Origin of the sequence: Pedobacter sp. N23S346, from assembly GCF_048515415.1 — a bacterium.
Classification (GTDB): Bacteria; Bacteroidota; Bacteroidia; order Sphingobacteriales; family Sphingobacteriaceae; genus Pedobacter.
Map to the genome: position 1 here is coordinate 99309 of NZ_JBLYEE010000004.1, position 24586 is coordinate 123894.

15 protein-coding genes are annotated in these 24586 nt (G+C 38.0%); 1 reads left to right on the plus strand and 14 read right to left on the minus strand.

Going from position 1 to position 24586, the window contains the following annotated elements; genetic code table 11:
* Window positions 1-33: 33 nt before the first annotated feature.
* The 13 genes from ACN1CD_RS09345 to surE all read right to left on the minus strand — a co-directional run bounded on the left by ACN1CD_RS09345 (window position 34) and on the right by surE (window position 19446).
* Window positions 34-1353 carry a DUF3887 domain-containing protein gene (locus tag ACN1CD_RS09345; protein WP_419130125.1) on the minus strand — a complete coding sequence of 440 codons (1320 nt, stop codon included), beginning with the start codon at window positions 1351-1353 and terminating at the stop codon, window positions 34-36.
* Between the two features lie 660 nt (window positions 1354-2013).
* Complete coding sequence (locus ACN1CD_RS09350) at window positions 2014-2403, minus strand: LiaF transmembrane domain-containing protein (protein WP_419130126.1); 390 nt, start codon at window positions 2401-2403, stop codon at window positions 2014-2016.
* A gap of 148 nt (window positions 2404-2551) precedes the next feature.
* A complete protein-coding gene (rpiA, locus tag ACN1CD_RS09355; RefSeq protein ID WP_419130127.1) occupies window positions 2552-3241 on the minus strand; it encodes a ribose-5-phosphate isomerase RpiA in 690 nt (229 codons plus the stop codon).
* A gap of 351 nt (window positions 3242-3592) precedes the next feature.
* A complete protein-coding gene (locus ACN1CD_RS09360; protein WP_419130128.1) occupies window positions 3593-5881 on the minus strand; it encodes a GH92 family glycosyl hydrolase in 2289 nt (762 codons plus the stop codon).
* Between the two features lie 30 nt (window positions 5882-5911).
* A complete protein-coding gene (locus ACN1CD_RS09365; RefSeq protein WP_419130129.1) occupies window positions 5912-6583 on the minus strand; it encodes a basic secretory protein-like protein in 672 nt (223 codons plus the stop codon).
* A gap of 442 nt (window positions 6584-7025) precedes the next feature.
* Window positions 7026-7901, minus strand: coding sequence for an ROK family protein (locus ACN1CD_RS09370; RefSeq protein ID WP_419130130.1), 876 nt, complete (start codon window positions 7899-7901; stop codon window positions 7026-7028).
* Between the two features lie 179 nt (window positions 7902-8080).
* The gene (locus ACN1CD_RS09375; protein WP_419130131.1) at window positions 8081-10525 is read right to left on the minus strand and encodes a glutaminase domain-containing protein; all 2445 of its coding nucleotides are present in this window, start codon (window positions 10523-10525) and stop codon (window positions 8081-8083) included.
* Between the two features lie 206 nt (window positions 10526-10731).
* Window positions 10732-11733 carry a LacI family DNA-binding transcriptional regulator gene (locus tag ACN1CD_RS09380; RefSeq protein ID WP_419130132.1) on the minus strand — a complete coding sequence of 334 codons (1002 nt, stop codon included), beginning with the start codon at window positions 11731-11733 and terminating at the stop codon, window positions 10732-10734.
* 170 nt (window positions 11734-11903) lie between these two features.
* Window positions 11904-13556 (minus strand): RagB/SusD family nutrient uptake outer membrane protein, encoded by a 1653-nt coding sequence (locus ACN1CD_RS09385; protein WP_419130133.1) that lies wholly within the window; start codon window positions 13554-13556, stop codon window positions 11904-11906.
* A gap of 13 nt (window positions 13557-13569) precedes the next feature.
* Window positions 13570-16605: a SusC/RagA family TonB-linked outer membrane protein gene (locus ACN1CD_RS09390; RefSeq protein WP_419130134.1), complete on the minus strand. Its 3036-nt coding sequence runs from the start codon at window positions 16603-16605 to the stop codon at window positions 13570-13572.
* Between the two features lie 289 nt (window positions 16606-16894).
* Window positions 16895-17998, minus strand: coding sequence for a lipid-A-disaccharide synthase (gene lpxB / locus ACN1CD_RS09395; protein ID WP_419130135.1), 1104 nt, complete (start codon window positions 17996-17998; stop codon window positions 16895-16897).
* A 325-nt stretch (window positions 17999-18323) separates the two neighbouring features.
* A complete protein-coding gene (locus ACN1CD_RS09400) occupies window positions 18324-18596 on the minus strand; it encodes a stationary phase survival protein SurE (RefSeq protein WP_419130136.1) in 273 nt (90 codons plus the stop codon).
* Window positions 18597-18603: 7 nt separating this feature from the next.
* Entirely contained in the window at window positions 18604-19446 is an 843-nt protein-coding gene (gene surE, locus ACN1CD_RS09405; RefSeq protein WP_419130137.1) for a 5'/3'-nucleotidase SurE, read from the minus strand.
* 210 nt (window positions 19447-19656) lie between these two features.
* Here surE and ACN1CD_RS09410 point away from each other — a divergent pair, with 210 nt between their 5' ends.
* On the plus strand, window positions 19657-22590 hold the full coding sequence (locus ACN1CD_RS09410) for a M16 family metallopeptidase (RefSeq protein WP_419130138.1): 2934 nt from the start codon (window positions 19657-19659) through the stop codon (window positions 22588-22590).
* 895 nt (window positions 22591-23485) lie between these two features.
* Here ACN1CD_RS09410 and ACN1CD_RS09415 read toward each other — a convergent pair.
* On the minus strand, window positions 23486-24535 hold the full coding sequence (locus ACN1CD_RS09415) for a glycoside hydrolase family 130 protein (protein ID WP_419130139.1): 1050 nt from the start codon (window positions 24533-24535) through the stop codon (window positions 23486-23488).
* Window positions 24536-24586: the final 51 nt, after the last annotated feature.

The following is a 24586-nucleotide window of genomic DNA, read 5'->3' on the forward strand; positions in this document are numbered from 1 at the left end:
GATTTAATCAAGGCTTCCATTATGTTGTGGTACTTATTTGGTTTTTATCCAGGTAGCCAGATCATTTACCAGCACTTCAGAAACACTTTTTGGTATCTGATATTGTGCAGTGCTGGCTTTTTCCGTTTGCTCACTTAGCAGGTGATTAAGTGTAGGATAATATTTAAGCATGGCATTTTTCTTTTTACCTAAAGCAACGTTCCAAAGGTCAAAATCGGTTTTAGAAACCTGAAAATCGTTTCCGCCCTGCAACACATATATTCTTTGTTTACTTAAAGCTTTAGCAGTAGTTACCTGATTATAAGCATTTAAATCAGCCCAGTATTTAGCCGGAATACCCAGGATTACTGAATCTGGCTTGATGGTAGTACCCAGTTGCGAGATTTTGCTTTTGTTAATCTCTTTTATGGCTTCATTGAGCTGCGTTTTATTCGCTGCGGTTGTGTCTTTTGATAAATCGAACATGTATTGATTCTGCTCGATGATGATGTCAGTAAGTTTTCTTGCTGGCGTTGCTGCGAGAATAATCCCAGCCAAATCTGGTGCTGTACTTACCATTCTTGGAGCAAGCATTCCACCCAGGCTATGGCCGAAAACATATACTTGTTTTGCATCTGCACCCGGAATAGTTTTAGCCATTGCAATGGCCGCTGCTGCATCATCTAAAACTTCTTCTTTTACAGTGTAAACAGTTGAAAATTCATTAGGATATACCAGCGTTCTTTTAACATAGCGTACCGATCCGATTCCTTTTGAGGCTAAACCACTTGCCAAATCTTTAAAGGGCTTGTTCGCTCCTATTGTTTCATCCATATCGCTTGGACCTGAACCATGCACGAAAACCACCACCGGGAAGTTTTTAGCATTTTTAGGGGTTGTAATAATTGCAGCCAGTTGCTTACCTGCTGCACCTATGTAAACAGACTTCTCGATAAATAAACTCGTATCAGCATAACTTGGTTTCAGGTATGCTGTTGCAGTTTTACTGGGTGCAAGGAAGATACCTACAATCTTTTGTGCCTTATTAAAGCCAACAATAAAATTCTGATTGCCATTACTAAACTTACCTTCAACTGTTATAGCAAAAAATTCACCTTGCGCCCTGCTTTGAATCGCATCGAAAGATTCTGGCTTTCCAAATTTGGTTGCCATATCAAACCACAATTTCTTCAATGCATCTTCCGTAAGCTTTGTTTTTAAGGTGTCATCGAAAGTGGCGTGGGCATCTGCAAACTTTTCTTCCTGTAATAATTTAAAAAAATCATTAGCGTTGTTAAATAGCTGAATCACATTTTGAGAAAATGCACTCGTGGTAAATAATAACGCGACTATAATTAAAATACTTCTTTTCATCTATTTATGGGAGTTTTTGATCAATATCCAAAGTTAATAATATTTGGCACTGAAAGTTTTTTATATCAACTAGCCATTTAGTTTTAACTTTTTTTAACACTTTGACTTTTCCATCTATACGTTGTGTCTCACCAACAGAAAAAATAGAAACTGTAAATCAATTAGTTAACAGATTAAAGCTGGCTGATGAGTCACCAACCATTGGGAGTTTAGGGCTTTTTCCCAAAAAACTTTAAAATAAAAACGCAATCCTGAACAATATTTTGAAATCTCGGCGTTTATGTATGTGAGAGCGTTAATTTAGATGACGGGGATACTGCCTTAATGGTGGAATCCCCGTTCTTTTTTTACTATGTTTTCAAAGATACTGGAACCAAAAAAGGACTATCACTAAAAAGCCCTTAGATTTGGTTGGTGAGACACCAACCAGTGGGACTTTAGAGCCTTTCTCAAAAAACTTTAAAATAAAAATGCAATCCTGAACAATATTTTGAAATCTGGGCGTTTATGTATGTGAGAGCGTTAATTTAGATGACGGGGATACTGCCTTAATGGTGGAATCCCCGTTTCTTTTTACTGGATTTTACCGAAAATATCAGAACCAAAAAAGAGACAATTGCTAAAATGTCCCTTTTGATCTATATGATGGAGTTGTGAATTTTAAAAGTTGATACCTTCTTTTTTTGAAGTTGAATGCTGACCGAATTGATCGAAGGTTTTAATTTTCTTAGGCTTTAAGATTATATATAAGCCAAGGCCGATGAGGATTAATGCGGTACTGATTCTTGATAGATCAAAATCGAAGAGTGAAATATCTTTCAAGGTAAAGATTCCACCAATAATGGCAATCGCCAACCAGCTGCCACTTTCGAGATTTTTACGATAACCCAACCACAAACCTACACCCAACATAGCGGTATGCCAGCTTAAGATCCAGTTCGGAATATCCAAACCTGTATTTCTTAGCATGAATACTGCACCGATGACTACAATTAAAATACCTAAGCCAAATTGTTTATTGTCGTGATTGTTTTTAGTTAAATTTTCCATGATTGTTTTGATTTATATTCAAATGTATCACGAAAATGAAGGCGGGAAAATGGCTTTCCCCTTAATAACTTTAATTCGTCGGTGAGTTAAATAAATTTGTCGGTTAAAATATTTAGATTTTTTTTTAGCCGATGAATTTCCCGGTGAATTACTTGAAAATAATTATTTCTGATTGCTCACTCATAATCACCTGGGCAGTTAAATCAATAAATAAGCCATGCGCCAATAAGCCATCGATTTTGTTTAAGTCATTAGACAGTGCCTTAGGGTCGTCTATCAAACCGAAATCTGCATCAATGATCAGGTTTCCGTTATCGGTGAAGTAGTCTTGATGATCTGTCGTTCTTTTCTTCCCTTTACCATTCAGTTTAGTGATCTGATCAAAAACATACTGATAAGCCAGGGGAATCACCTCGACAGGAACAGTAAATGAACCTAATTTCTTAACTTTTTTAGAGGCGTCGGTTACAATAATGGCATTTTTACTCATGGAAGCCACAATTTTCTCGCGGAACAATGCACCGCCTCCACCTTTTATTAAATCTAAACCTTCGGTAAATTCATCAGCACCATCAATACTGATATCTACCGAAGAAATTTCTCCTAAGTTCAGAATCTCAATGCCCAGCGACTTTGCCAGTTCTTCGGTTCGGATGGAGCTCGCCACAGCTTTGATGTTCAGCCCTTCAGCAACCAGTTTACCTAATTCTTTAATCGCAAACGTAGCGGTAGTTCCGGTTCCTAATCCCACAATATCTCCGTTTTTAACCAGTTTAACGGCTGCTTTTGCCGCAGCAAGTTTCTCTGCATTCTGGTGATTTTGATCAATGATTCCCATAAGGTAAAACTAAGAAAATGGATGGGTATTTTTGCTGGGTGCAGATCGTTTTTCGGTGGTTGTTTTTGTTAAACGTTTTTCGTTGTTCGTCTTTCGTTCGTGGTTGATCCCTTTTCCCTTTTCCCTTTTCCCTTGGTATAATAGATAACTGAATCTTGGTGCAGTTTCTTTATTTACCCTAAAACGTTAATTAAAGAATATGGGCCGGAAGCAAAAGAACATAAAACAAAAGGAATTATTGCACATGTGCAATAATTCCTTTTAATAACGTTTATATAATTGAGAGCGTTAATTTAGATGATGGGGATTCTGCAATTGTGGAATCCCCATTTCTTTTTTGCCCTCAATATTTTATTTTTCTGTTGATAGTGAATAAGGGAAATCAACCGGGTTAGCACCTCTCGTTTTGTTTGGGGTAGCTGTCATGTTGAAATTCAACACCGCCCCCTTTTGTAAACCGCTGTGGCTGATCCAGTTTTTTGAATAGGGTTTACCATTAATTTGCAACGATTGTACATAACGGTTGCTATCGCTATTTGCAGCTGCATTAATGGTTACTGTTTTGCCATTGTCTAATGTTAAAATCACCTTCTTAAACAAAGGCGCACCCAGCACATACTGATCTACCGCTGGCGTTACCGGGTAAAATCCCATGGCAGAAAAAACATACCATGCTGATGTTTGGCCGTTATCTTCATCGCCACAATAACCATCTGGTGTTGGTTTGTACATTCTATTCATCGTTTCGCGTACCCAATATTGCGTTTTGTAAGGCGCACCACCATAATTATAAAGGTAAATCATGTGTTGGATAGGTTGGTTTCCATGCGCATACTGACCCATGTTTGCAATCTGCATTTCGCGGATTTCGTGAATCACACCACCATAAGCACTTTCATCAAATACAGGCGGCATAGAAAAAACAGAATCCAGTTTGGTTACAAACCGATCATGACCGCCCATTAATTTAGCTAAACCATCCACATCTTGAAATACAGACCAGGTATAATGCCAACTGTTCCCTTCTGTAAATGCACCACCCCATTTAAATGGACTAAACGGCGTTTGGAAACTGCCATCTTTATTTTTACCTCTCATTAATCCAGAAGCCGGATCGAAAAGGTTTTTATAATTCATTGCTCTTTTCTTATAAATATCAATTTCAGATGCCGGTTTGCCCAACGCTCTTCCTAATTGATAAATGGTAAAGTCATCATAAGAATACTCCAACGTTTTTGCTGCATTTTCATTTTTCTTTACATCAAAAGGCACATAACCCAATTCATTATAATACTTCACTCCATCACGGCCAACGGCATCAATCGGACCTTCATTATCGGCACCGTGTTTTAAAGCATCCCACAGGGTTTGAATATCATATCCGCGCAAACCTTTAATGTAGGCATCAGAAACAACCGATGCCGAGTTGTTACCCACCATAATGTTTGCATAACCAGGGCTACTCCACTCCGGCAACCAGCCACCTTCTTTGTAATCATTAATTAAACCTTCCTGCATTTCTTTATTAATAGCAGGATATACCAGGTTTAAGAATGGATATAAAGCGCGGAAGGTATCCCAGAAACCCGTTCCGGCAAACATGTAGCCTGGTAAAGTTTGACCATTATATGGACTCCAGTGCACTACTTTATTGTTGGCATCTACTTCATACAATTTGTTCGGGAAGAATAAGGTACGGTATAAGCAAGAATAGAAAGTGCGGGTTTGATCGATAGAACCACCGTCTACTGCTATTTTATTTAGTGCCTTGTTCCAGATGGCTCTTCCTTTTGCCTTTGTAGCATCAAAACCATCGCTGGCCAATTCTCTTTTTAAGGTGATATCGGCTTGTTCGAAACTGATAAAAGATGAAGCTACCTTTGCAGTAACCTGTTCTCCCTTTGTGGTTTTAAAACCAATAATGGCACCACTGTGATCGCTTTCTAATTCGAGTTCATCATCTTTAAGTTTGTTTCCACTCCAGGTTTTCGCCAGTTTAAAATCTTTGTTGAAATAAATAACGAAGTAATTTTTAAAGTTTTTAGGAAGTGGGCCACGGGCATATTTGGTAGTATAACCAATAATTTTTCGCTCTGCCGGAATAATCTTGATGTACGAACCTTTGTTCAATGCATCTACCACCACGTAAGAACTATCTGTTTTAGGAAAAGTAAACCTAAATTGTGCAGCTCTTTCTGTTGGGGTAATTTCTGTTGTTACATCAGCATCTGCTAAATAAACACTGTAATAATAAGGTTTTGAAACCTCTGCTTTATGGCTAAACCAACTTGCACGTTCCTCTTCTGCAAACCTTAATTTGCCCGTTACCGGCATGATGGAGAAAGCAGCATAATCATTCATCCATGGAGAGGGCTGATGCGTTTGTTTAAAGCCACGAATTTTATCGGCATCGTAGGTATAAGCCCAGCCATCACCCATTTTACCCGTCTGTGGTGTCCACATGTTCATCCCCCAGGGCAAACCAATGGCAGGATAAGTATTTCCGTTTGATAAACTTGGCTTAGATTGGGTGCCCATTAGGGGATTAATCCAGTCTACGGGATCAGTAATTTTGCCAACCGTTTGGGCAAAGCTGGCGGAGGCAGCGAAGCTGAGGAAAGCAATAAATAGTTTTTTCATTCTTATGGTTTTATTGGTGTGTTTGAAAAATTAAAACTCCGGATTTTTTACGTAATCTGCCCAAAGTCCATCTAAATCTTTACCGGTTAATTTAACCCAGATTTCTGGTTGGTAGGTATGGTCTCTTAGTGAGGCGTCAACAGTTTTTATTGCGCCCGACTTCACATTTTTTTCTATCCAGGCGAAAAACCTCGCTGTAATTCTGTAACTGTTTTTATAGCTATGCTCTGGTTTTAAAGCTGGCAAAATCCATTTCGCACCCGCATTATCAACGCCAAATTTAAAACGGGCATAATCTGCAATTCCTTCTGTTAACCAGCCCGGACCAACGCTCCTGCCATAATCCTGAACAATGTGCATCACTTCATGCGTAACCACGTCAATATCTTCAGGGTGTTTATCCATCCAAATGGAGCTGTAAGTTACTTTTCCATCGGATGTTGCAGCCACACCTTTATAAGCGGTATCAACCAAAAACTTTACCGATTTTAAGGTTTCCGGATTGTATTCTTTCGCAAGTTTCGGATATACTACAAAGAACGTTTCGATCAATCTTTTCTTCAACTTTGGATCAAGCGCAGCGTAATTACTTTCAAACGAAAGTGTGTAGCCATTTTTCTTAATGGTTTCTTGAGCCTGAATCTTTGATAAAGGCAAGATGGCCACAAAAGCTAACGAAGTTAAAAAGGATATTTTTCTCATTTAAGTTTATTTTCAGTGTTCTTGATTAGTAATGCCAAATAAATAAATTGCTATTCTGGAAGGCTTTATTTTAAAGAAAACCTGATCAGCAATTTTATATACTAAAACGTTTTAAAACACTAAAATAGCAATAATATTTATTTTAATAAATAATTTTTTAAATAAACCCCTGAAGTTATCTGATACTTAGAAGCGCTCTAAAGATTATAGTTTATCAACTTACGAAATTTAAAAAGCCTGTGCGTTGAAGAATTCGCAAGTTTTGATGACAGCACCATAAAACTTTCGAAGTATTCCCTACAACAAAGGCCACCAAAACTTCGCAAGTTGATCTTCATTCACGAAATTTAGACAGTTTCTTAAAAAACGGTCAGATTTTGAATTACTAATAAAACTTAGTCAAGTGAATACTAAAAGGAGGAGCTACAAAAATCTTGACCACTTATATCAAACTCACATCACAACAGCTTGCAGCACCAATTAAAGTCGCATGTTCTTTCAGTTGCGATATTTTTATGTTTGCATCAATATCATTACCTTTTAAGGTAGCATTTAGTTCTGGTGCGAACGCATTAAAAGCCTGAGATATATTGCCGCCTATAACTACCGTATCTATCTTATGTTCGTTAATTACAGGAATCAAAAATTGGGCAAGGTTATAACCAAACTCCATAAATACCCTGGTAGCCAAATGATCAGTGTCGACAATTTCTACCAGTTCCTTTACGCCAGCCAATTCCGTTCCGCTGAGTTGTTTATACCGTTTAACGAACCATCGGGTAGAAAGATAATCTTCAGCGATGCCATCCAAAAAAGGCGAATTCCACAAATCAGCATCTATCGCTTTCAATTTAATGCTTAATGAAGAACCTAATCCCGTACCTAATGTTAAGCCTAACACATTTGAATTACCTTTTGCGGCACCTGCAAAAACTTCGCCCTGTAGAAAGCCAGCAGCATCATTTATAAAATGGATGTTCTCCGTGGGAATTTCCAATCGTTTAGCCAATTCTTCTTTAACATTGACCTTGTAAAGCGTCTTAAATTTATCCTGATCTTTAATGAGTGAAATACCTTCTTCATAATCGAACGGACCAGGCATAGCAATGCCAATATTTCGATTCCCATTTTTGATGTTGTTAAAAGATTGATCGATGATCTTGCACCAGGCAGATAAGATGTCTTCTTTACTCTCCCGCGAATTTACAGGGCTACGTTTGATTGAATCATCAATCAGGGTTCTTGTTTCTAAATCTACCAATGCGGCTGTAATATGCGAGCCGCCAATATCTACACCCAATGCTACAGGCTTTTCCATTCTTTATTTCTATTTTAATTTTACGCTATTCTATCTAAGATCTGGCTGTTATTATCTCAATATCTGAGATAAAAAAGCTGATTTTAATTAGTATTTGTTTTCATTTGTTTGATTCAATATAACGGAGATCTACGCCACCATTGTATTGACTTAATTATTTGAATTTGATTAATATATACTTATTTAATTTTCCACTGATCTGCCAGCAGCTTAATAAAATAACCTCCAACAACACTTCGCGCCTGGAAACCCGCTTTCGTTCCTGTCTTGGTTTCATGCCAGTCTGTTAACGGAACCTTGCTTGTGGTTTCTGTGGCAAATTTATGAACAGGAGCTATAAATTTTTCAAAATCTGCCTGGTTGTCTGCCAGTGTTGCAGTCCACACAATCCAGTCAGATTTGGTATAATCCTTCCGGCTATCCAGTGGCAAGCCGAATTCATTCTGTTTAGTTAAATAATAATCTATTTCCTTTTTGTATACCGCTTTCGGGAAGAGATCTAATTTCAAAAGCTTATCCCAAACGAGGTTATATTTCTGGCTCCAGGTGTTTTTATCATTAAAAGTGAGTGCGAAGTGATCACCGCCATCGGCAAGTGTCTGCCAGTTTTTCGCCATTTCCAAAGCTGCATTTCTATATTTTGTAGCTATCTCCTTTTTACCTGATAATTCGGCCATTTGCGCATAAGCACCCAAACCAACTATTGCTTTTACAGATAAATTTGCATTTCTGGCGAGGTGTCCGGCAAAATCGTCGGTGCATAACTGGTTAGCCGGATCAAAGCCTTCCTTTAGCAGGTAATCTGCCCAGATAGACATCACCTCCCAATGTTTAGCGGCATATACAGTGTTTCCATCTGCCCGGGTAATGGCAGCGGCCAGAATAAGCATGTTTCCCGCTTCTTCTACCGGCATGTCTTCTCCATAAATTTGTCCGTTAGCAATTGGGTAAATACCAATATCGTGAGCAGGATAAGGTTTTTTCCATTTCCCACTTTCAGCATAGTAGAAAATGCCATTCAACATTCCTTTTAACAGTTCGGGGTTGTAAAGCAGGTATTGTGGCGCTGATGGATATGTTACATCAACCGTATTAATAAAACCACCGCTGAAATTTTCTTTTGATAGGAAGAGTAAATCGCCATTTGGGGCATAAACAATTTTATGTGCAGCAATACTTTGTCGGTAAGCAAGTTTGCATAAATCTGCATATTCTTTACCGCCAACTTTTGTAGCATCTGCAAGAAGCCTGGCATCAAAAGCTTTAGTTTTAGCCTGAAGTGTGGAGTATTCCTTGCTGGCTGCAGATAATTGATCTTCGAAATGAGCTGTTGCAGATTTTCTCCAGATCGGCAATAATTGATCACCAAAGTATTCGATCGATTTCAAGTCATCATAACCCAACATCATATATTTTTCTACTGGTTTTGAGGTAACTGTTCCGAACGGAATTACAGTACCTAAATCCTGCGTTTTAACATTGATCGCCTGTGGCTCCTGCAGATATTTTCCTGTTTTGAACGCGTTGATGTTATCGCCCTGTTTCCCAATAAGCTGCAGGGCATTAAATTTAGCTGGCACTGCAATGTACAGGTAACCCCAGTCAATCCGGAGATCATCATTTTTCTTTTTCAGCACAGGCTGCTCTACTGTTCCTGCTTTTAAAATGGAGAGATCATTTTTAGTACTTTTCCAAACGGAAACGGGTTGGTTTGGCGTATTTACAGCAAGATTTGAGGAGGCACCAAAATAAACATCAACTTTATGCGCTTTTGCATCTGCAGAATTTACTGCATAAGTGATGTAGCTAATTGGCCTGGCAGTTAAGTTCACATCGTTTAAAAGCAAAGGAGAGGTAAACGTTAAATTAAGATTTACACCACCCGCATTAAAAGTGTAAGCGATATTGGTGGCACCTACCGTTACATTGGTTTGTGTTGCGTTGATCACATTTCCAACTGCAGGAACTTCTTCTACAATGCCGGCATCCAGGAACCTACCGCCAGCGGTGTTTTTACAATCAATGGCTAAAATATTCTCGCCAGCTTTTAAAACATCTTCTGGAATGGGTATATAAATGTACTCATGTACCCACCCTTCCTTTTGATAAATGAGTTGGTTATTGAGGTAAACCATTACATTATCATCATGATTAAGCTTTAAATATTTTCTTGTGGTCGACTTTTTAATGATAGAGAATTTTCTGCGGTAAAAGATCTCCTCTGTAGTCCATTTGGTTTTAGAAAGTTGATCATCACCAAAGGGGGCTTCCCCTTTCATCCAGGAGGCCTCGTCGAAATTTAGCTTTTCCCATCCTTCAGCAGGTTTTTTTATACTATAACTGGCTTGATAATTTACTTCATCAGCTGCAGCCAGAATTGTTTTATAGGTTTTACTATCGGCGCCCAAAAAACGATAGAACTGATTGTCTACCTTGATTATCCCAGTGAGCGAATGTTCCTTCCCGGTCCAGTGTTTGGTTGCAGATTGGTTTAATCCATCACCAAAAGACCAGATGCTTAAATAAGTGTCGTGGGTGATTAAAGGATAGGCCGGCGCTTTGTCTTGTCCAAAGGTACACATGCTGTATACCATTAAAACTGCCAGTGTATAAAGATTTTTCATAATTATTTGGTTAGTTTTTATTTATAGCGATTCGGCATACCAAAACGACGATTATAACTTTATTTACGGATTAGCATTCGAATTGGAACCGACATTTCAAGACTTAAAAAATCAAATTTACGTAAAACGTTTTACCTTTTCAATATTATAGAGTAAAGTAAACATTTACAATCCCTGGCCGTAACATTTACATTACCGACTGAGAATTATCTTTGAATGAGTTTGGCAGGGAGTATGATGTGTTGATTATCGAGCTTTGTTTTGGAGGAAAGCTGACTTAGAATCAACTGGATTACCTTTTCGGCGATCTCCTCAAGTGGTTGTTGCACGGCAGAAATTCCTGGGGTATGAAGCTCAAAAACTTCGTGATCATCATAGGCAATTACACTGAAGTCATCTCCAACTTGTTTACCCATTTTTTTTAATACCTTGAGTCCGCTTATGGCTAAATAATTTGTGGCAAAGAGTACTGCATCTATTTCTTTCGACTGGAAAAGTTTCTCCATTTGCGCCATGGTTTCTTTTTCCTCCTGGTTAAAATGAACCTTTAGTACCAGGTTTTCATTGTAAACCATACCGTGATCAGCCAGTGCTTTTTCGTAACCGGCTAAACGCTCTGTAATTTGTTGCACGTCGATATCGATAGTAACCAGTGAAATTTTCTTCTTTCCTTGCTTGATGAAACTTTCTACAGATTGGCACGTAGCTTTGAAGTGATCTGCCCCTACATAATTGGTATCTAAATCCGGCAGGTTTCTATCGAACAGAATAACTGGTTTATTGTCAGCAATGAGGTGTTGAATATCTTCTTCCAAACCCTTAATTGGCGAGATAATATAAGCATCAACCTTTCTCGATTTAAACATGTTGATCAGATCTTTCGCTTTTTCAACATTGTTTTCTGTACTGGAATAAATAATTTTATACCCTTTTTTGTAAGCCTTGTCTTCAATTAACCTGGCTATTCTGGAGAAGAATGAGTTTGAAATATCTTCAATAATCAATCCGATGATGTTTGAATTTCCAGTTCTCAAACTTCTGGCAATTTGATTTGGTTTATACCCTTTCTCTGCAATAATTTTTTCTACTTTTTTAATTACAGCTTCACTAATCGATTTATCTCTGGCTTTACCATTGATAATGAAAGAAACTGTGGTGATTGATACACCAGCTGCAACGGCAATATCTTTTATAGAGAGGCTTTTCATTTATAGGGTATATTTTACTGGGTGAATTGCAGGCCAACCAACTAAAACTAGCCTGATTTTGGCTAATATAATGCATAATCGTTGAAATTGATGGAAATAGTGAATGGAAAAATGTTATTTAATGTTAAATGAGAAAGGCGCCATATAAGGCGCCTTTCTCTTGATGTTAGTTAATAACCCGGGTTTTGGGCTAAATTTTCATTCAAAGTTCGTTGAATTAAAGGAATTGGAAATAACTGTCTGAATGGTGCTGATGGCGCGTGATCCCACCAGGATGCAGTATGGAATTTACCAAATCGGATTAAGTCATCACGTCTGAATCCTTCGAAAACAAACTCACGACCCCTTTCATTTAAGAGCTCATCAAGCGTTAAACTGGCAGTTGTGTATTGGTTTGCTGGCCAGGTGGCAGTTGTAAAAGCCCGTTTTTTACAATCATTAATTAACTGAACAGCTTCTGCATTTGCAATACCACCATTTTTGCGCATAATGGCTTCGGCCTTTGCAAAGTAAATCCAGGTGAGGCGATACAAATTCCAGTCAGTACAATTATAATTTAAATCAATACCAATTGGGTTGCCATTTACAATACCGGCTACATTGTTTCCCAATTTATATTTGTTAAAACGTACACCGCTGTTTTCTTCACCTTCGATCATATTCGATACTGTAGAATTTGCCCGTGCACGGCGAATTTCATCAACAAAATCAATCTGCTGACCACTATATTCGTTTCCTCCACTGGCAAGCGCTGGCTGACCGTTGTCAAAACGAACCTGTGGACCTTGCAGTAACCAGGTACTTTTTCTCAAATCGTCATTATTGTATTTGGTATAATTTCCCGGAACCATTATAATACCGTTATTTCCATTTCTGGAACCCCCGTAGATTCTATCTTGCTGAAAATGGAAGAATTCTCCAGTCCATGAGGGTTGTGAATTTGCAATTCTAAACTCATAAGCGATTGCAAAAATAACCTCTTTTGATAAATCATTGGTGGTTTTGAACTGATCGGTAATGTTCGGATCAAGCGCCATCGCACCATTTTGTCCGCCACCTTCATTATTGATCAGTTTGTTTGCTGCGGCGATACAATCATCCCAACGGGCTGTACCCGTCCAAACTTCTGCATTTAGGTAAAGTTCTACTAACATGGCGTAACCACCGGCCTTGCTCATTCTTCCCACCATACTTCTGGATAATACTGGTGCTTTATCAATATTATCTTTTATTTCTTTCTCTATAAATGCAAATACCTCAGCACGTGGCTTGGTTTCTGGCTTAGCAGGAACACCAACCTCAGTTACAATAGGAATATTGCCAAAGAGATCCATTAGTTTGAGGTAGTGATAAGCCCTGAATAATTTTAATTCAGCGATGAATGCATCTTTTTCAACCTGGGTAATCCCCATTTGTGATAAGGAACGTTTCTCCAGGTTTCCGATTGGATCATTACAAAAGCCCATTCCACCATACATTAATGACCAGGCATTGTTTAAAGGCCCATCATCTACCAGCCAGGTATGATAGTGTAAACGTTTCCACTTACCGCCATCTTCACCATGGCGGCCTTTAGTTGGCCAGGCCAGCTGATCACCAGAAAGTTCTGATGGTCTCCACCAGTTATCTTGTCCAGAAGGTGTTGCCCAGGCATTTGCATGGGTATATGGCCTCAAAACAGCAGATAAAACTTCATTTTTGTTATTATAATAGTTATCTGTAACTAATGAGCTATAGACATTTTCATCTAACTTGGTACAGCCATTAAATAAAACTGGCAATGTAATCAGTGCAGACAATATGATTTTTTTAAAATTTTTCATCTTTCTTTAAATATTAAAATCCAAAATTAACACCGAAAACAAATTGCCTGGTTGTTGGATAAGGACTCCTGGTATCGATGCCAAGACTACGTCCGTTAATTTCCTGGCCAAGACCGGTATCCTGAATTAAATCTGGGTCGTTACCACTATAACCTGTTAATAATGCCAAATTCTGACCAACGGCATATACTCTAAGGCTACGGAATGCTTTATCATTAAATTTGAAGGTGTAACCTAACGTTACCTCGTCAACTTTTAAGAAACTTCCTTTTTCCAGATAATAGTCCGAATACATATAGGTATCATTAATCTCTGCATATTTGGTAAATGCACTATTTAGTAAGTTACCTTGAGTTCCAAATTTGTTTCCATATGATAAGGCTAAAGTATTCAGTACATCAAAGTCAAGTTTACTTCTTAAGAAAATATTTAAGTCCCACTGCTTGTAAGTAAATTTATTACCAAGTGATAAGTAGTATTTAGGAATTGCATTTCCAATTAGTGCTAAATCTGTCTGATCACGAAAAGGCGAGGTATTAATTTGTGCATTAGGCACCGCTACACCGTTTTTATTAAAAAATGTCCATTTACCCTCTGGTGTGAAACCAGCGAAACGTTTACCCCAGAATTCTCCGATATTCCTTCCTTCGTAAGTACGGAAAGCATCGCCAAGATCTCCCGCCCCACCAATACCTCCAAATGTTCTCATGTCTCTTTTATAAACCTCATTTGAATAAGTATCTAGCTTATTATCGATAGTACTTCCTGCAAAATCGATGTTCCAGCTAAAATTATCTTTCTTAATGGCCTGATAACTCAATGTCAATTCTAATCCTTTAGCAGAGATGGTTCCAACGTTGGTATAAATAGAACTTTGAACAAAAGGCGGCTGAGGCGAAGTATAAGTATCCAGTAAATCAATAATATTACGTTTGAACAAATCGATGGAACCACTTAACTTATTGTTAAGCATTGAAAAGTCTACACCAAAGTTATATTCACGTTTACGTTCCCATCTCAAATTAGGATTTGGGTTACGTGATGGACCATAGGTTTGCAGCCATTCTCCATTAGGAAATGGATAAAGATTTCCTGTACTCAAGGTAACCAGTGATGCATAATTTGCAAAACCAGAGTTACCTGTTTCACCATAACCTGCTCTGATTTTTAAGAAGTTGAGCCACTTCATATTTTCCATAAATTTCTCACGCGTAATCTCGTAAGATGCAGAAACTGCGGGAAAGCTTGCCCATTTGTTGTTGGCTCCAAATCTTGAAGACCCTTCTCTTCTTAATACTGCTTCAAAATTCACCTTACCATCATAAGTATAATGTACCCGGCCAAATAATGCGATTAGTGTATTATCATTTTTATTACTCCCTAAGCCTACACGATTGATCCCGATCGGTACGCTACCTAAGTTATTCTCTTCGAAAATATCGTTGGTATAACCCCTGTTATTCGCACTAAACGATTCGTTAACTTCATAACGGTAGGAATACCCAAGCATCCCCGTTAAGCGATGTTTATCATTAATGGTTTTGCTATACTCTATTGTAGGTTCGAAGTTGAAATTCTCGTTTAACTCAGTGCCTTTGTAAGCATAACCTCCTCCTGGCGAATCTCCGTTTTCTACCGAATTCTGGCTACCCAGCGTACGGTACTGATTATCTACAAACTGATTTCGTTGGTAAGCCACAAATGCAGAAGCTTTCAAACCCGTTAAAATATCTACATCAATTTTACCATCAGCAGAATACGTTTGCTGCGACCTTCTGTTGGTTTCCTGTTCCAAACGCGCAACTTCATTGGTAATGTTCCTGGTAAATAAATAACTTCCGTCAGGGTTGTAATAAGATTCCGTTGGATTCTTAGTTAAAACATTTTCCCAGCCGCTACCGCCTAATAAATTGGCTTTATTGATATTGGAAGCCACATTGAAGGATGCGGTTACGCGATCTTTGAAGCCTTTTTGAGTTAAACTCATTCTGAACTGATATTGCTCTCTGCTATTTTCCCTCGAAAAGCCATCCAATCTATTATAAGTAAATGAACCGCGGTAATTAGACTTATCGCCACCTCCGGAAACAGATAGATTCTGGTAGTTTGTTAAATTATCTTTATTGATGATGTCGTCAAAATAACTGAAATCACCGCCGAAATCCTTAGCATTATATTGGCCGCTGGCAATTTTCTCTCTAAACTGAGAAGCATTCATAAAATCAGGGCGCTCATATAAGGTTTCATGTTTCACATAACCATTATAATTGAATTGCGAAGGCCCTTTACGTCCCTTTTTCGTGGTGACTAAAATTACACCTGCATTAGCTCTTGTACCATAAATGGCTGCTGCAGACCCATCTTTAAGAACGGAGAAAGATTCGATATCATCTTGTTGCAAAAGGTCTAAATTTCCACCCGGAATACCATCAATTACAATTAACGGGCTTGATGTACCTGAAATAGAAGTTACCCCTCGAAGCTGAATCGCTACACCAGAGTTTGGGTTAGAACTACTCCTGGTAATCTGTAAACCCGCAACTTTACCTTGCAATAAATCAAGCGCGTTTCTGGCACCACTCTGCCTGAATTGAGAAGTATCCACTTTGGTAATGGCAGAAGTTAACTCTCTCTGGCTACGTGTACCATAACCTACTACCACCACATCATCTAATTTAGTATCTGCCGATACGGCCAGTTTAATATTTAAGGTAGTTTGCGCAGCGATAGTTACATTCTGCGTTTGATAACCGAGATAGGTAAATCTGATCACCTCATTTTCGTTCGCATCAATTTTAAACTGCCCATTGGCATCAGTTACAGTACCCTGGCCTGTGGTAATGTTCTGTACCCCTACGCCTGGAACACCAAGATTTTTTTCATCAACTACCTTTCCGGTAATCACTTTCCACACACTTGCCTTGTGCCAGGGAAATTCGAATTCGAGAAAACCATCGAAATCTTTCCGGTCAGATTCTGCCGAAAACGCCGGGAAACTCGACAAAACAATTGCAGAGATACCAGTGAGTTTGAGTAAATTAATTTTCATTAGCTATTTAGTTATGTTTTGAAATGAAATAGGATGATCATTGATGAACCAGTAGCTTTTGAGCAGAAATAAACCGCCCTTTAGCAAATACATATTGATTCATTTGTTAAAAGTGAATTTGGTCAGTTATCTAGTATTATAATTAGTTAAGTCAATATTAGAAAAAAATAATCATTTATTAAAACGTTTTAGCAAGTAAAAAAAACGTTACAAAAACGTTTTAGCAATTCCATAAGAGATTTTTGATCAGGCTGTGCCTGTTTGCGGATTTTACTGGTAGGGGTTCTGTTTATTTGAGGTAGCCAGCAATTAAGCCAGCCGTTTTTGCTGATGCGCCTGGTTTTCCCATTAAACCCAATAATTCATTATAATTGTTGAGCATTTCGGTTCTCCCCTCTCCATCCAGGATGATTTGCAGTTCTAGGTTTACCTGTTCAGGATTACAGTCTTCCTGAATAAGTTCGGTTACTATTTTCTTATTAACGATGAGATTAACGAGTGAGATAAACTTAATTTTTACCAGCATCCTGGCAATGGCGATGGAGATCGCTCCTCCTTTGTAAACCACTACCTGAGGCACTTTAAACAAAGCTGTTTCGAGTGTAGCGGTTCCTGAAGCCACAATTGCCGCATGCGCTACATTTAACAGGTTGTAAGTATTATTAAAAAGTAAGTGAACTTTTTTCGTCCCCGTAAACTGATGATAATAGCTTTCAGAAAAGGTAGGTGCGGCTGCGATTGCAAAAATATAATCAGGATAATTATCAGTCATACTAAGCATTACCGGCAGCAGTCGCTCAATTTCCTGTTTTCTGCTACCCGGGAGTAAGGCAATAATTTTCTGACTACCTAAATTGTTATTTGTTCTAAAATCTGCATCCGGATAAAACTGTGCAATTTCATCTAACAAGGGATTTCCTACATAATCAACCTCCATTCCCCATTCCCGGTAAAAATCAACCTCGAATGGTAAAATGCAAAACATATGATCGACAACCTTTTTGATTTTAAGCACCCGTTTCTGATTCCAGGCCCATACTTTTGGAGAAATATAGTAGCACACTTTAATGCCGTTAGCCTTCGCAAAGGCTGCAATCTTCAGGTTAAAACCAGGAAAATCAATTAGAATCAGCACATCAGGCTTCCAGTTCAGGATATCTTCTTTGCATGCTTTGAGATTCTTAAAAATCGTTCTCAGGTTTAAAACCACCTCGGTAAACCCCATAAATGCCATGTCGGCATAATGTTTCACCAGTTCGCCACCTTCGGCCTGCATTTTATCACCACCAAAATACCTGAAAACAGTTTCGCTATCCTCAGCTTTTAAAGCCTTCATTAAATTTGCACCGTGTAAATCGCCAGAGGCTTCTCCTGCTACGAGGTAATATTTCATGTATGTAAGGTGTGGTTTATGTTAAATGTAACATGGTTAATGGCTTAGGACGCGTACACATCATCCATTTCACATCATCCATTATTTTTATGTAAAATGTGATATGATTGATGGTTTGGGAACAACGCTCAGCCTCCATTTCACATTCCCCATTATTTTTATGTAAAATGTATTATGGTTGATGGTTTGGGACGCAATACACATCCTCCATTTTACATCCCCCATCATCCATTTAAGTATGTAATATGGCTGATGGTTTAAGACGCAACACACATCCTCCATTTCACATTCCCCATCATCCATTTTACATCTAAATCATCCATTACTAAAAAACTTTATAGGCGAAGAAAATAAGTGCACAAAGAAAAGTAGCAGCTAAGATTCCCCGTCCGATATTTTCTTTATTAAACTTAAAAAAATACTGCATGGTATACGCGTTTACTGCAATTCCACCAATATACAACAGATCGGCTTTTGCCAACGATGCCACATGATGAATAATAAACCAGGCAATGGCGCAAAGAATGGCTGGCGATAGCAAGCCTATTCCCAAACCAATCCATACAGAATTATTTAATTTGCTTAACTGATTATGCATGATTTGGTTAACCTAAATTAATTCCATCTGGTGCCGAAACCTTGTTGTGCTTATCTGCTTTGCTCTTATCATTTACCCCAAAATTCCAGCTGCTTAACGTTTGGATAGCGTGGTGAGCAGTTAAATCAAACTGTACCGGAACGATGGAAACATAACCATGTTCAAGCGCCCAAACATCTGTATCCTCACCGCGATCAAAATTCTCAAAAACACCTGTTAACCAATAATAAGGACGGTTGTAAGGATCGGTGCGCTCATCAAATTCTTCCATCCATTTGGCATTTGCCTGTCTGCAGATTTTAATTCCTTTTAAATCTCCGCCTTTCGGGAAGTTAACATTTAACAAGGTACCCTCCGGCAAGCCATTGGCCAACACCTCTTCGCAAATGTTTTTAATATATTTTTTAGTATGACTAAAATCAGCATCAGCGGCAAAATCATCCATAGAAAAACCGATAGATGGAATTTTTTCGATTGCACCTTCTACCGCAGCAGACATGGTACCAGAATAAAGTACATTGATCGAATTATTCAATCCATGGTTAATTCCTGATACGCATAAATCCGGCTTTTTACCCTTGAAGATCTTATTAACAGCAATTTTAACACAATCTACGGGTGTGCCGCTGCATTTGTACATTTCTACGCCCTCATAAATGGTAACTTTATCAAAACGAATAGGTTTACCAATGGTAATGGCATGGCCCATTCCGCTTTGCGGACTATCTGGTGCAACCACTACTACATGGCCAATTTCCTGCATTACTTCCATTAGGTTTTTTATTCCTGTGGCTGTAATTCCATCATCATTAACGACTAAAATATTGGGTTTAGAACTTTGCTTTGTCATGTTGACAAAAATACAGATTATTAAATTCAGGGCACAATAAACACCCGTTTAATATCTTATTTTCATTAAATACTTCTTTTTTATTTGTGTTTTGTAAAAAGCATTTCGTTCGATAAAAGAAAGCATATATATTTGGGTAAGAATGAGTCTGATATTTCAACATTTTACGTTTGTTGGAAGGCTTTCATTTTATAAACCAAAAACAAATCAATGAAAATCAAACTATTTACTTTAGCTTGTTTTCTAATTACAGGTACAGTTGCGCAGGCACAAAATACCTACCAATGGAAAACAGGATCATCTGGCGGCTACAGCTATAAATTTGTAACAAACGACCCCACTAAAACACGTTTTTATACGCTAAAAAACGGCTTAACTGTTATTTTATCGCAAAATAACAAAGAGCCAAATATTGTATATAAAATGGCTGTAAGGGCCGGAAGCAATACCGACCCACGAACCAACACCGGTTTAGCGCATTATTTAGAACATTTGTTATTCAAAGGAACAGACAAATTCGGAACCTTAAATTACGCAAAGGAAAAACCACTTCTTGATAAAATTGAAGCACTTTACGAAACCTACATCAAAACAACCGATCCGGTAAAACGTAAAGAGATTTATGCGGAAATTGATAAGGCTTCTGGCGAAGCATCAAATTATTCTATCGCGAACGAATACGATAAAATGATGAAATCAATTGGTAGTGGTTCTACAAACGCACATACTTCGGTTGAGGAAACTGTTTACGAGGAAGATCTTCCGTCAAATGCTATTGATAAATTTTTATCGGTTCAGGCAGAACGTTTCCGCTCTCCGGTTTTCCGTATTTTCCATACAGAACTAGAGGCTGTGTACGAAGAAAAGAACATCGGCATGGATAACGACGGACGTAAAATGTACGAGAAAATGCTTTATACGTTATTCCCGACGCATAATTACGGTCAGCAAACCACTATCGGTACCATAGAACACTTAAAAAATCCTTCCTTAGTGGAAATCAGGAAATATTACAACAAATATTATGTACCAAATAACATGGCCTTAATTATGTCTGGTGATATTAACTACGATGATTTAATTAAGAAAGTAGAAAAGGATTTCTCTTACATGGTTTCAAAACCATTATCGTTGTATAATCCTGCTGCAGAAAAGCCACTTACCCAAGTGCAAAAAGTAGACATCTACGGTCCAAGTGCAGAAAATTTATATGTTGCTTACCGTGGCTTTGCTCAGAATACACGTCAAAGTTTATTGTTGGATTTAATCAGCAGCATCCTATCTAATGGCAAGGCTGGTTTAATGGATATCAACATTAACAAGCAACAGAAAATGTTAAGGGCTGGTGCTGGTTACAATCAGATGAAAGATTACGGAATCTTCATTTTATCTGGCGCTCCTAAAGCCGGACAAAGTTTAGAAGAAGCACAAAAATTATTATTAGAGCAGGTTGATTTACTTAAAAAAGGTGATTTCGATGAAAGCCTGATTAAAGCAACCGTGGCAAACATCAAACTTGGAGAATTACAAGCTTTTGATAATAACGATGTACGTGCAGACTACGCCATGACTGCTTTTATCCAAAACCGTGGAACTGAATGGGATAAAATGCTATCATCAACTGATGCCATGGGCAAAGTAACTAAAAAAGAAATTGTAGATTTTGCCAATAAATTCTTTATCAATAATTATGCTTCTATTTTAAAACACAAAGGTGAAGATAAGAGCATCCTTAAAGTAGAAAAACCGACTATTACTGCAGTTAAAACAAATACTAACGAAGTTTCTCCATTTACAAAAAGCATTATTGCGGCTCCGGTAAAACCAATCGCCCCTAAGTTTTTAGATTACACCAAAGATCTTAATTTCGGTAAGGCTGGCATAGCTGATGTAATTACTGTTCAAAATAATGAGAATGGAATTTTCCGCATGAGCTACCGTTTTGATATGGGATCTTATCACTACAAGCTTTTACCTTATGCCTCGCAGTATCTTGCTTTCTTAAGCACTGATAAATATTCTGCAGAAGAGATTAGTAAAGCTTTTTACAACATCGCCTGTAATTACACCTTAAACGTTGGCACGGATGTAACCACGGTTTCTATTTCTGGCTTGCAGGAAAACTTTGATAAAGCCGTAGCTTTAGTAGAGGATGTTTTAGCTAACTGTAAACCAAACGAAAAAGCATTGGAAGATTTGAAAGGCAGAATTCTAAAATCAAGAGAGAATGCTAAATTGAATAAATCTTCTATCCTAGGTGGGTTGATGAGTTACGCACAATATGGTACAGATAATCCATTTAACTATGGTTTAAGTAACGATGAAATCAAAAACATGAAATCTGCTGATTTGATTTACCTGTTGCATAACCTCACCAATTATAAACACACCATTACGTATTACGGTCCGAAAACATTAACAGACTTATCTGCTGATATTGTTAAAGTACACCATTTAGCCAGTGAGTTTACGCCTGTAGCACCGATCAAGAAATTCAATTATATTAAAACAGATTCTACCAAAGTTTATTTTGCAGATTACGACATGGTGCAGGCCGAAATTCGTTGGGTAAGAAACGGTGGATTATATGATCCAGCTAACGCAGCGAAAATTGGTTTATTTAATAATTATTTTGGTGGTGGTATGGGTTCTATTGTTTTCCAAACCATTCGCGAATCTAAAGCATTGGCCTATTCTACTTTTGCCGTATACTCTACACCAAACACTAAAGAGAAAGAAAATACGGTAGTGGCTTATGTGGGTACACAGGCTGATAAAATGAATGATGCTGTTGCCGGCATGAATGAATTGTTAAATACACTTCCAGAATCTGATAAATCTTTCGACCTATCTAAAGCGAATTCATTAAATGGTTTAGAAACTTCCCGAATCACTAAGGATGGTATTATCGCCAGCTATTTATCTGATCAAAAACTTGGTTTTGACCACGATTCCAGAATTGATGAATACGCCAACCTAAAACCATTAAACTTTACTGATATTAATACTTTTCACCATGATAATTTATCGGCTAAGCCTTACAACTATTGTATTGTTGCTTCAGAGAAAAAAATCAACATGGCCGATTTAGCCAAATTTGGTCCGGTTACTAAATTGACGCTGGAGCAGATTTTTGGATACTAAGAAAGATTAAAGAACAAGGATTAAAGAACAAAGACTAAAGCGGAAAGCTTAAAGACTAAAGCTCCGCGAGACGATAAACGATAAACAAAAACAATGCAAAAAAGCGATTTCTGGAAACAGGAATCGCTTTTTTTATAAGTATTGGTTTGATAAGTTTTGGTCTGGAAATACTTTCCAGATCATTGAACTGTGGATTTGTAATCCATCTTAGTAAAACAAATCGAAATTCCGTGTCGATCTGTGCTTCCGTGGCAAAAAAAAATGTTCATTGGTTCAATGGCCATTAGTTAATTGGTTTGGATGCAGAAAAATTAAGTGTTGGTCTGGAAGTACTTTCCAGATCATTGAACTGTGGATTTGTAATCCACCTTAGTAAAACAAATCGAAATTCCGTGCTAATCTGTGTTTCCGCGGCAACTAAAAATGTTCATTGGTTCAATTGCCATTAGTTCATTGGTTTGGGTGCTGAAAAATTAAGCGTTGGTCTGGAAATACTTTCCAGATTATTGAGCTGTGGATTTGTAATCCACCTTAGTAAAACACATTAAAATTCCGTGTCAATCCGTGCTTCCGTGGCAAAAAAAATGTTCAACGGTCATTAGTTCATTGATTTGCGTGCAGAAAAATTAAGTTGGCTGGAAAAACTTTCCAGATTATTGAGCTGTGGATTTGTAATCCACCTTAGTAAAACAAATCGAAATTCCGTGTCGATCTGTGCTTCCGTGGCAAAAAAAATGTTCATTGGTTCAATGGCCATTAGTTCATTGGTTTGCGTGCAGAAAAATTAAGTGTTGGTCTGGAAAAACTTTCCAGATTATTGAGCTGTGGATTTGTAATCCACCTTAGTAAAACACATTAAAATTCCGTGTCAATCCGTGCTTCCGTGGCAAAGTAATTAAACAGGTTTCAGCGCACTCAAGATTTCTTTAATCGAAACCTTCGCCCCACAAACAAATTCATCAGCGGCACCATAATAAATGGTTAACTCATCACCATCAATTGTATGACCATTTGTAAATACAACTTCTCCAAAAAAACCATTCAGCTCATAATCAGTTGTCGGTTTCATTATTGGCTCATCTGTTTGCGCAATAACTATTGAAGGATCGTTCAAATCCATTAAAAAAGCGCCCAGGCAATATTGATGATCTGCGTTAGCACCATGGTATATTTCCAGCCAACCCTGATCTGTTTTTATCGGGGCAGCACCTGCGCCAACCCGTGCACCATCCCATTGATGTTTTCTGGTTTTGACAATACATTTGTGGTTTCCCCAATGAATGCCATCTGGAGATTCAGCCAACCAAATATAATTTCCACCAAGGCCTACACTACTCGGACGGTGAAGTGCATAAAACTTTCCATTAATCTTTTCTTCGAAAATGGCACAATCTTTATTATGCGGAGCGATGATCATGCCATGCTTTTCGAAAGTTTTCCAATCTTTTGTGGTACGTAAGCCCACTCCAACACCATGTGCAGAAACCGCAGTATAAGTTAAATAATAAGTGTCGCCAATTTGTGCAACCCGGCAATCTTCTATTCCAAAAGCTTCGTTTTCCCCTTCTCCCTGCAATAAAGGAAAACCTTCCGCCTGATAAAAATGAACACCATCTTCACTGCAAACCAGCCTTAAATGCGAAAGTGTGGTTAAGTAATCTGTACCTTTAAAGTTAATGATCCGGGGATCTTCTATTCTTAAATCAGGATCATTTTCATTAATTGTGATGATCTCAATCCCTCCATCTTTTAATACAGGAAAAGAGATCACACCCGGAACCGGTTCAGGCCGTTCCGCTACCCGAATCAATAACCAAACTTTGTCATCAAACCTGAATACGCCCGGATTTAATAAACAGGCAATTTCTAAACCTGCCCGACTTGGAACTAAATCTTTTGGCGATAAAATCGGATTTTCTGCAAATCTCCTAACTTGTTCTTCCATATTTTTTATACTTACTATTACTTATTACAAACGCACGGATTTAGCCCACCT

Coding starts and splice junctions, on each gene's coding strand:
- ACN1CD_RS09345 (WP_419130125.1), bottom strand. CDS start 1,353: ATGAAAAGAAGTATTTTAATTATAGTCGCGTTATTATTTACCACGAGT.
- ACN1CD_RS09350 (WP_419130126.1), bottom strand. CDS start 2,403: ATGGAAAATTTAACTAAAAACAATCACGACAATAAACAATTTGGCTTA.
- rpiA (WP_419130127.1), bottom strand. CDS start 3,241: ATGGGAATCATTGATCAAAATCACCAGAATGCAGAGAAACTTGCTGCG.
- ACN1CD_RS09360 (WP_419130128.1), bottom strand. CDS start 5,881: ATGAAAAAACTATTTATTGCTTTCCTCAGCTTCGCTGCCTCCGCCAGC.
- ACN1CD_RS09365 (WP_419130129.1), bottom strand. CDS start 6,583: ATGAGAAAAATATCCTTTTTAACTTCGTTAGCTTTTGTGGCCATCTTG.
- ACN1CD_RS09370 (WP_419130130.1), bottom strand. CDS start 7,901: ATGGAAAAGCCTGTAGCATTGGGTGTAGATATTGGCGGCTCGCATATT.
- ACN1CD_RS09375 (WP_419130131.1), bottom strand. CDS start 10,525: ATGAAAAATCTTTATACACTGGCAGTTTTAATGGTATACAGCATGTGT.
- ACN1CD_RS09380 (WP_419130132.1), bottom strand. CDS start 11,733: ATGAAAAGCCTCTCTATAAAAGATATTGCCGTTGCAGCTGGTGTATCA.
- ACN1CD_RS09385 (WP_419130133.1), bottom strand. CDS start 13,556: ATGAAAAATTTTAAAAAAATCATATTGTCTGCACTGATTACATTGCCA.
- ACN1CD_RS09390 (WP_419130134.1), bottom strand. CDS start 16,605: ATGAAAATTAATTTACTCAAACTCACTGGTATCTCTGCAATTGTTTTG.
- lpxB (WP_419130135.1), bottom strand. CDS start 17,998: ATGAAATATTACCTCGTAGCAGGAGAAGCCTCTGGCGATTTACACGGT.
- ACN1CD_RS09400 (WP_419130136.1), bottom strand. CDS start 18,596: ATGCATAATCAGTTAAGCAAATTAAATAATTCTGTATGGATTGGTTTG.
- surE (WP_419130137.1), bottom strand. CDS start 19,446: ATGACAAAGCAAAGTTCTAAACCCAATATTTTAGTCGTTAATGATGAT.
- ACN1CD_RS09410 (WP_419130138.1), top strand. CDS start 19,657: ATGAAAATCAAACTATTTACTTTAGCTTGTTTTCTAATTACAGGTACA.
- ACN1CD_RS09415 (WP_419130139.1), bottom strand. CDS start 24,535: ATGGAAGAACAAGTTAGGAGATTTGCAGAAAATCCGATTTTATCGCCA.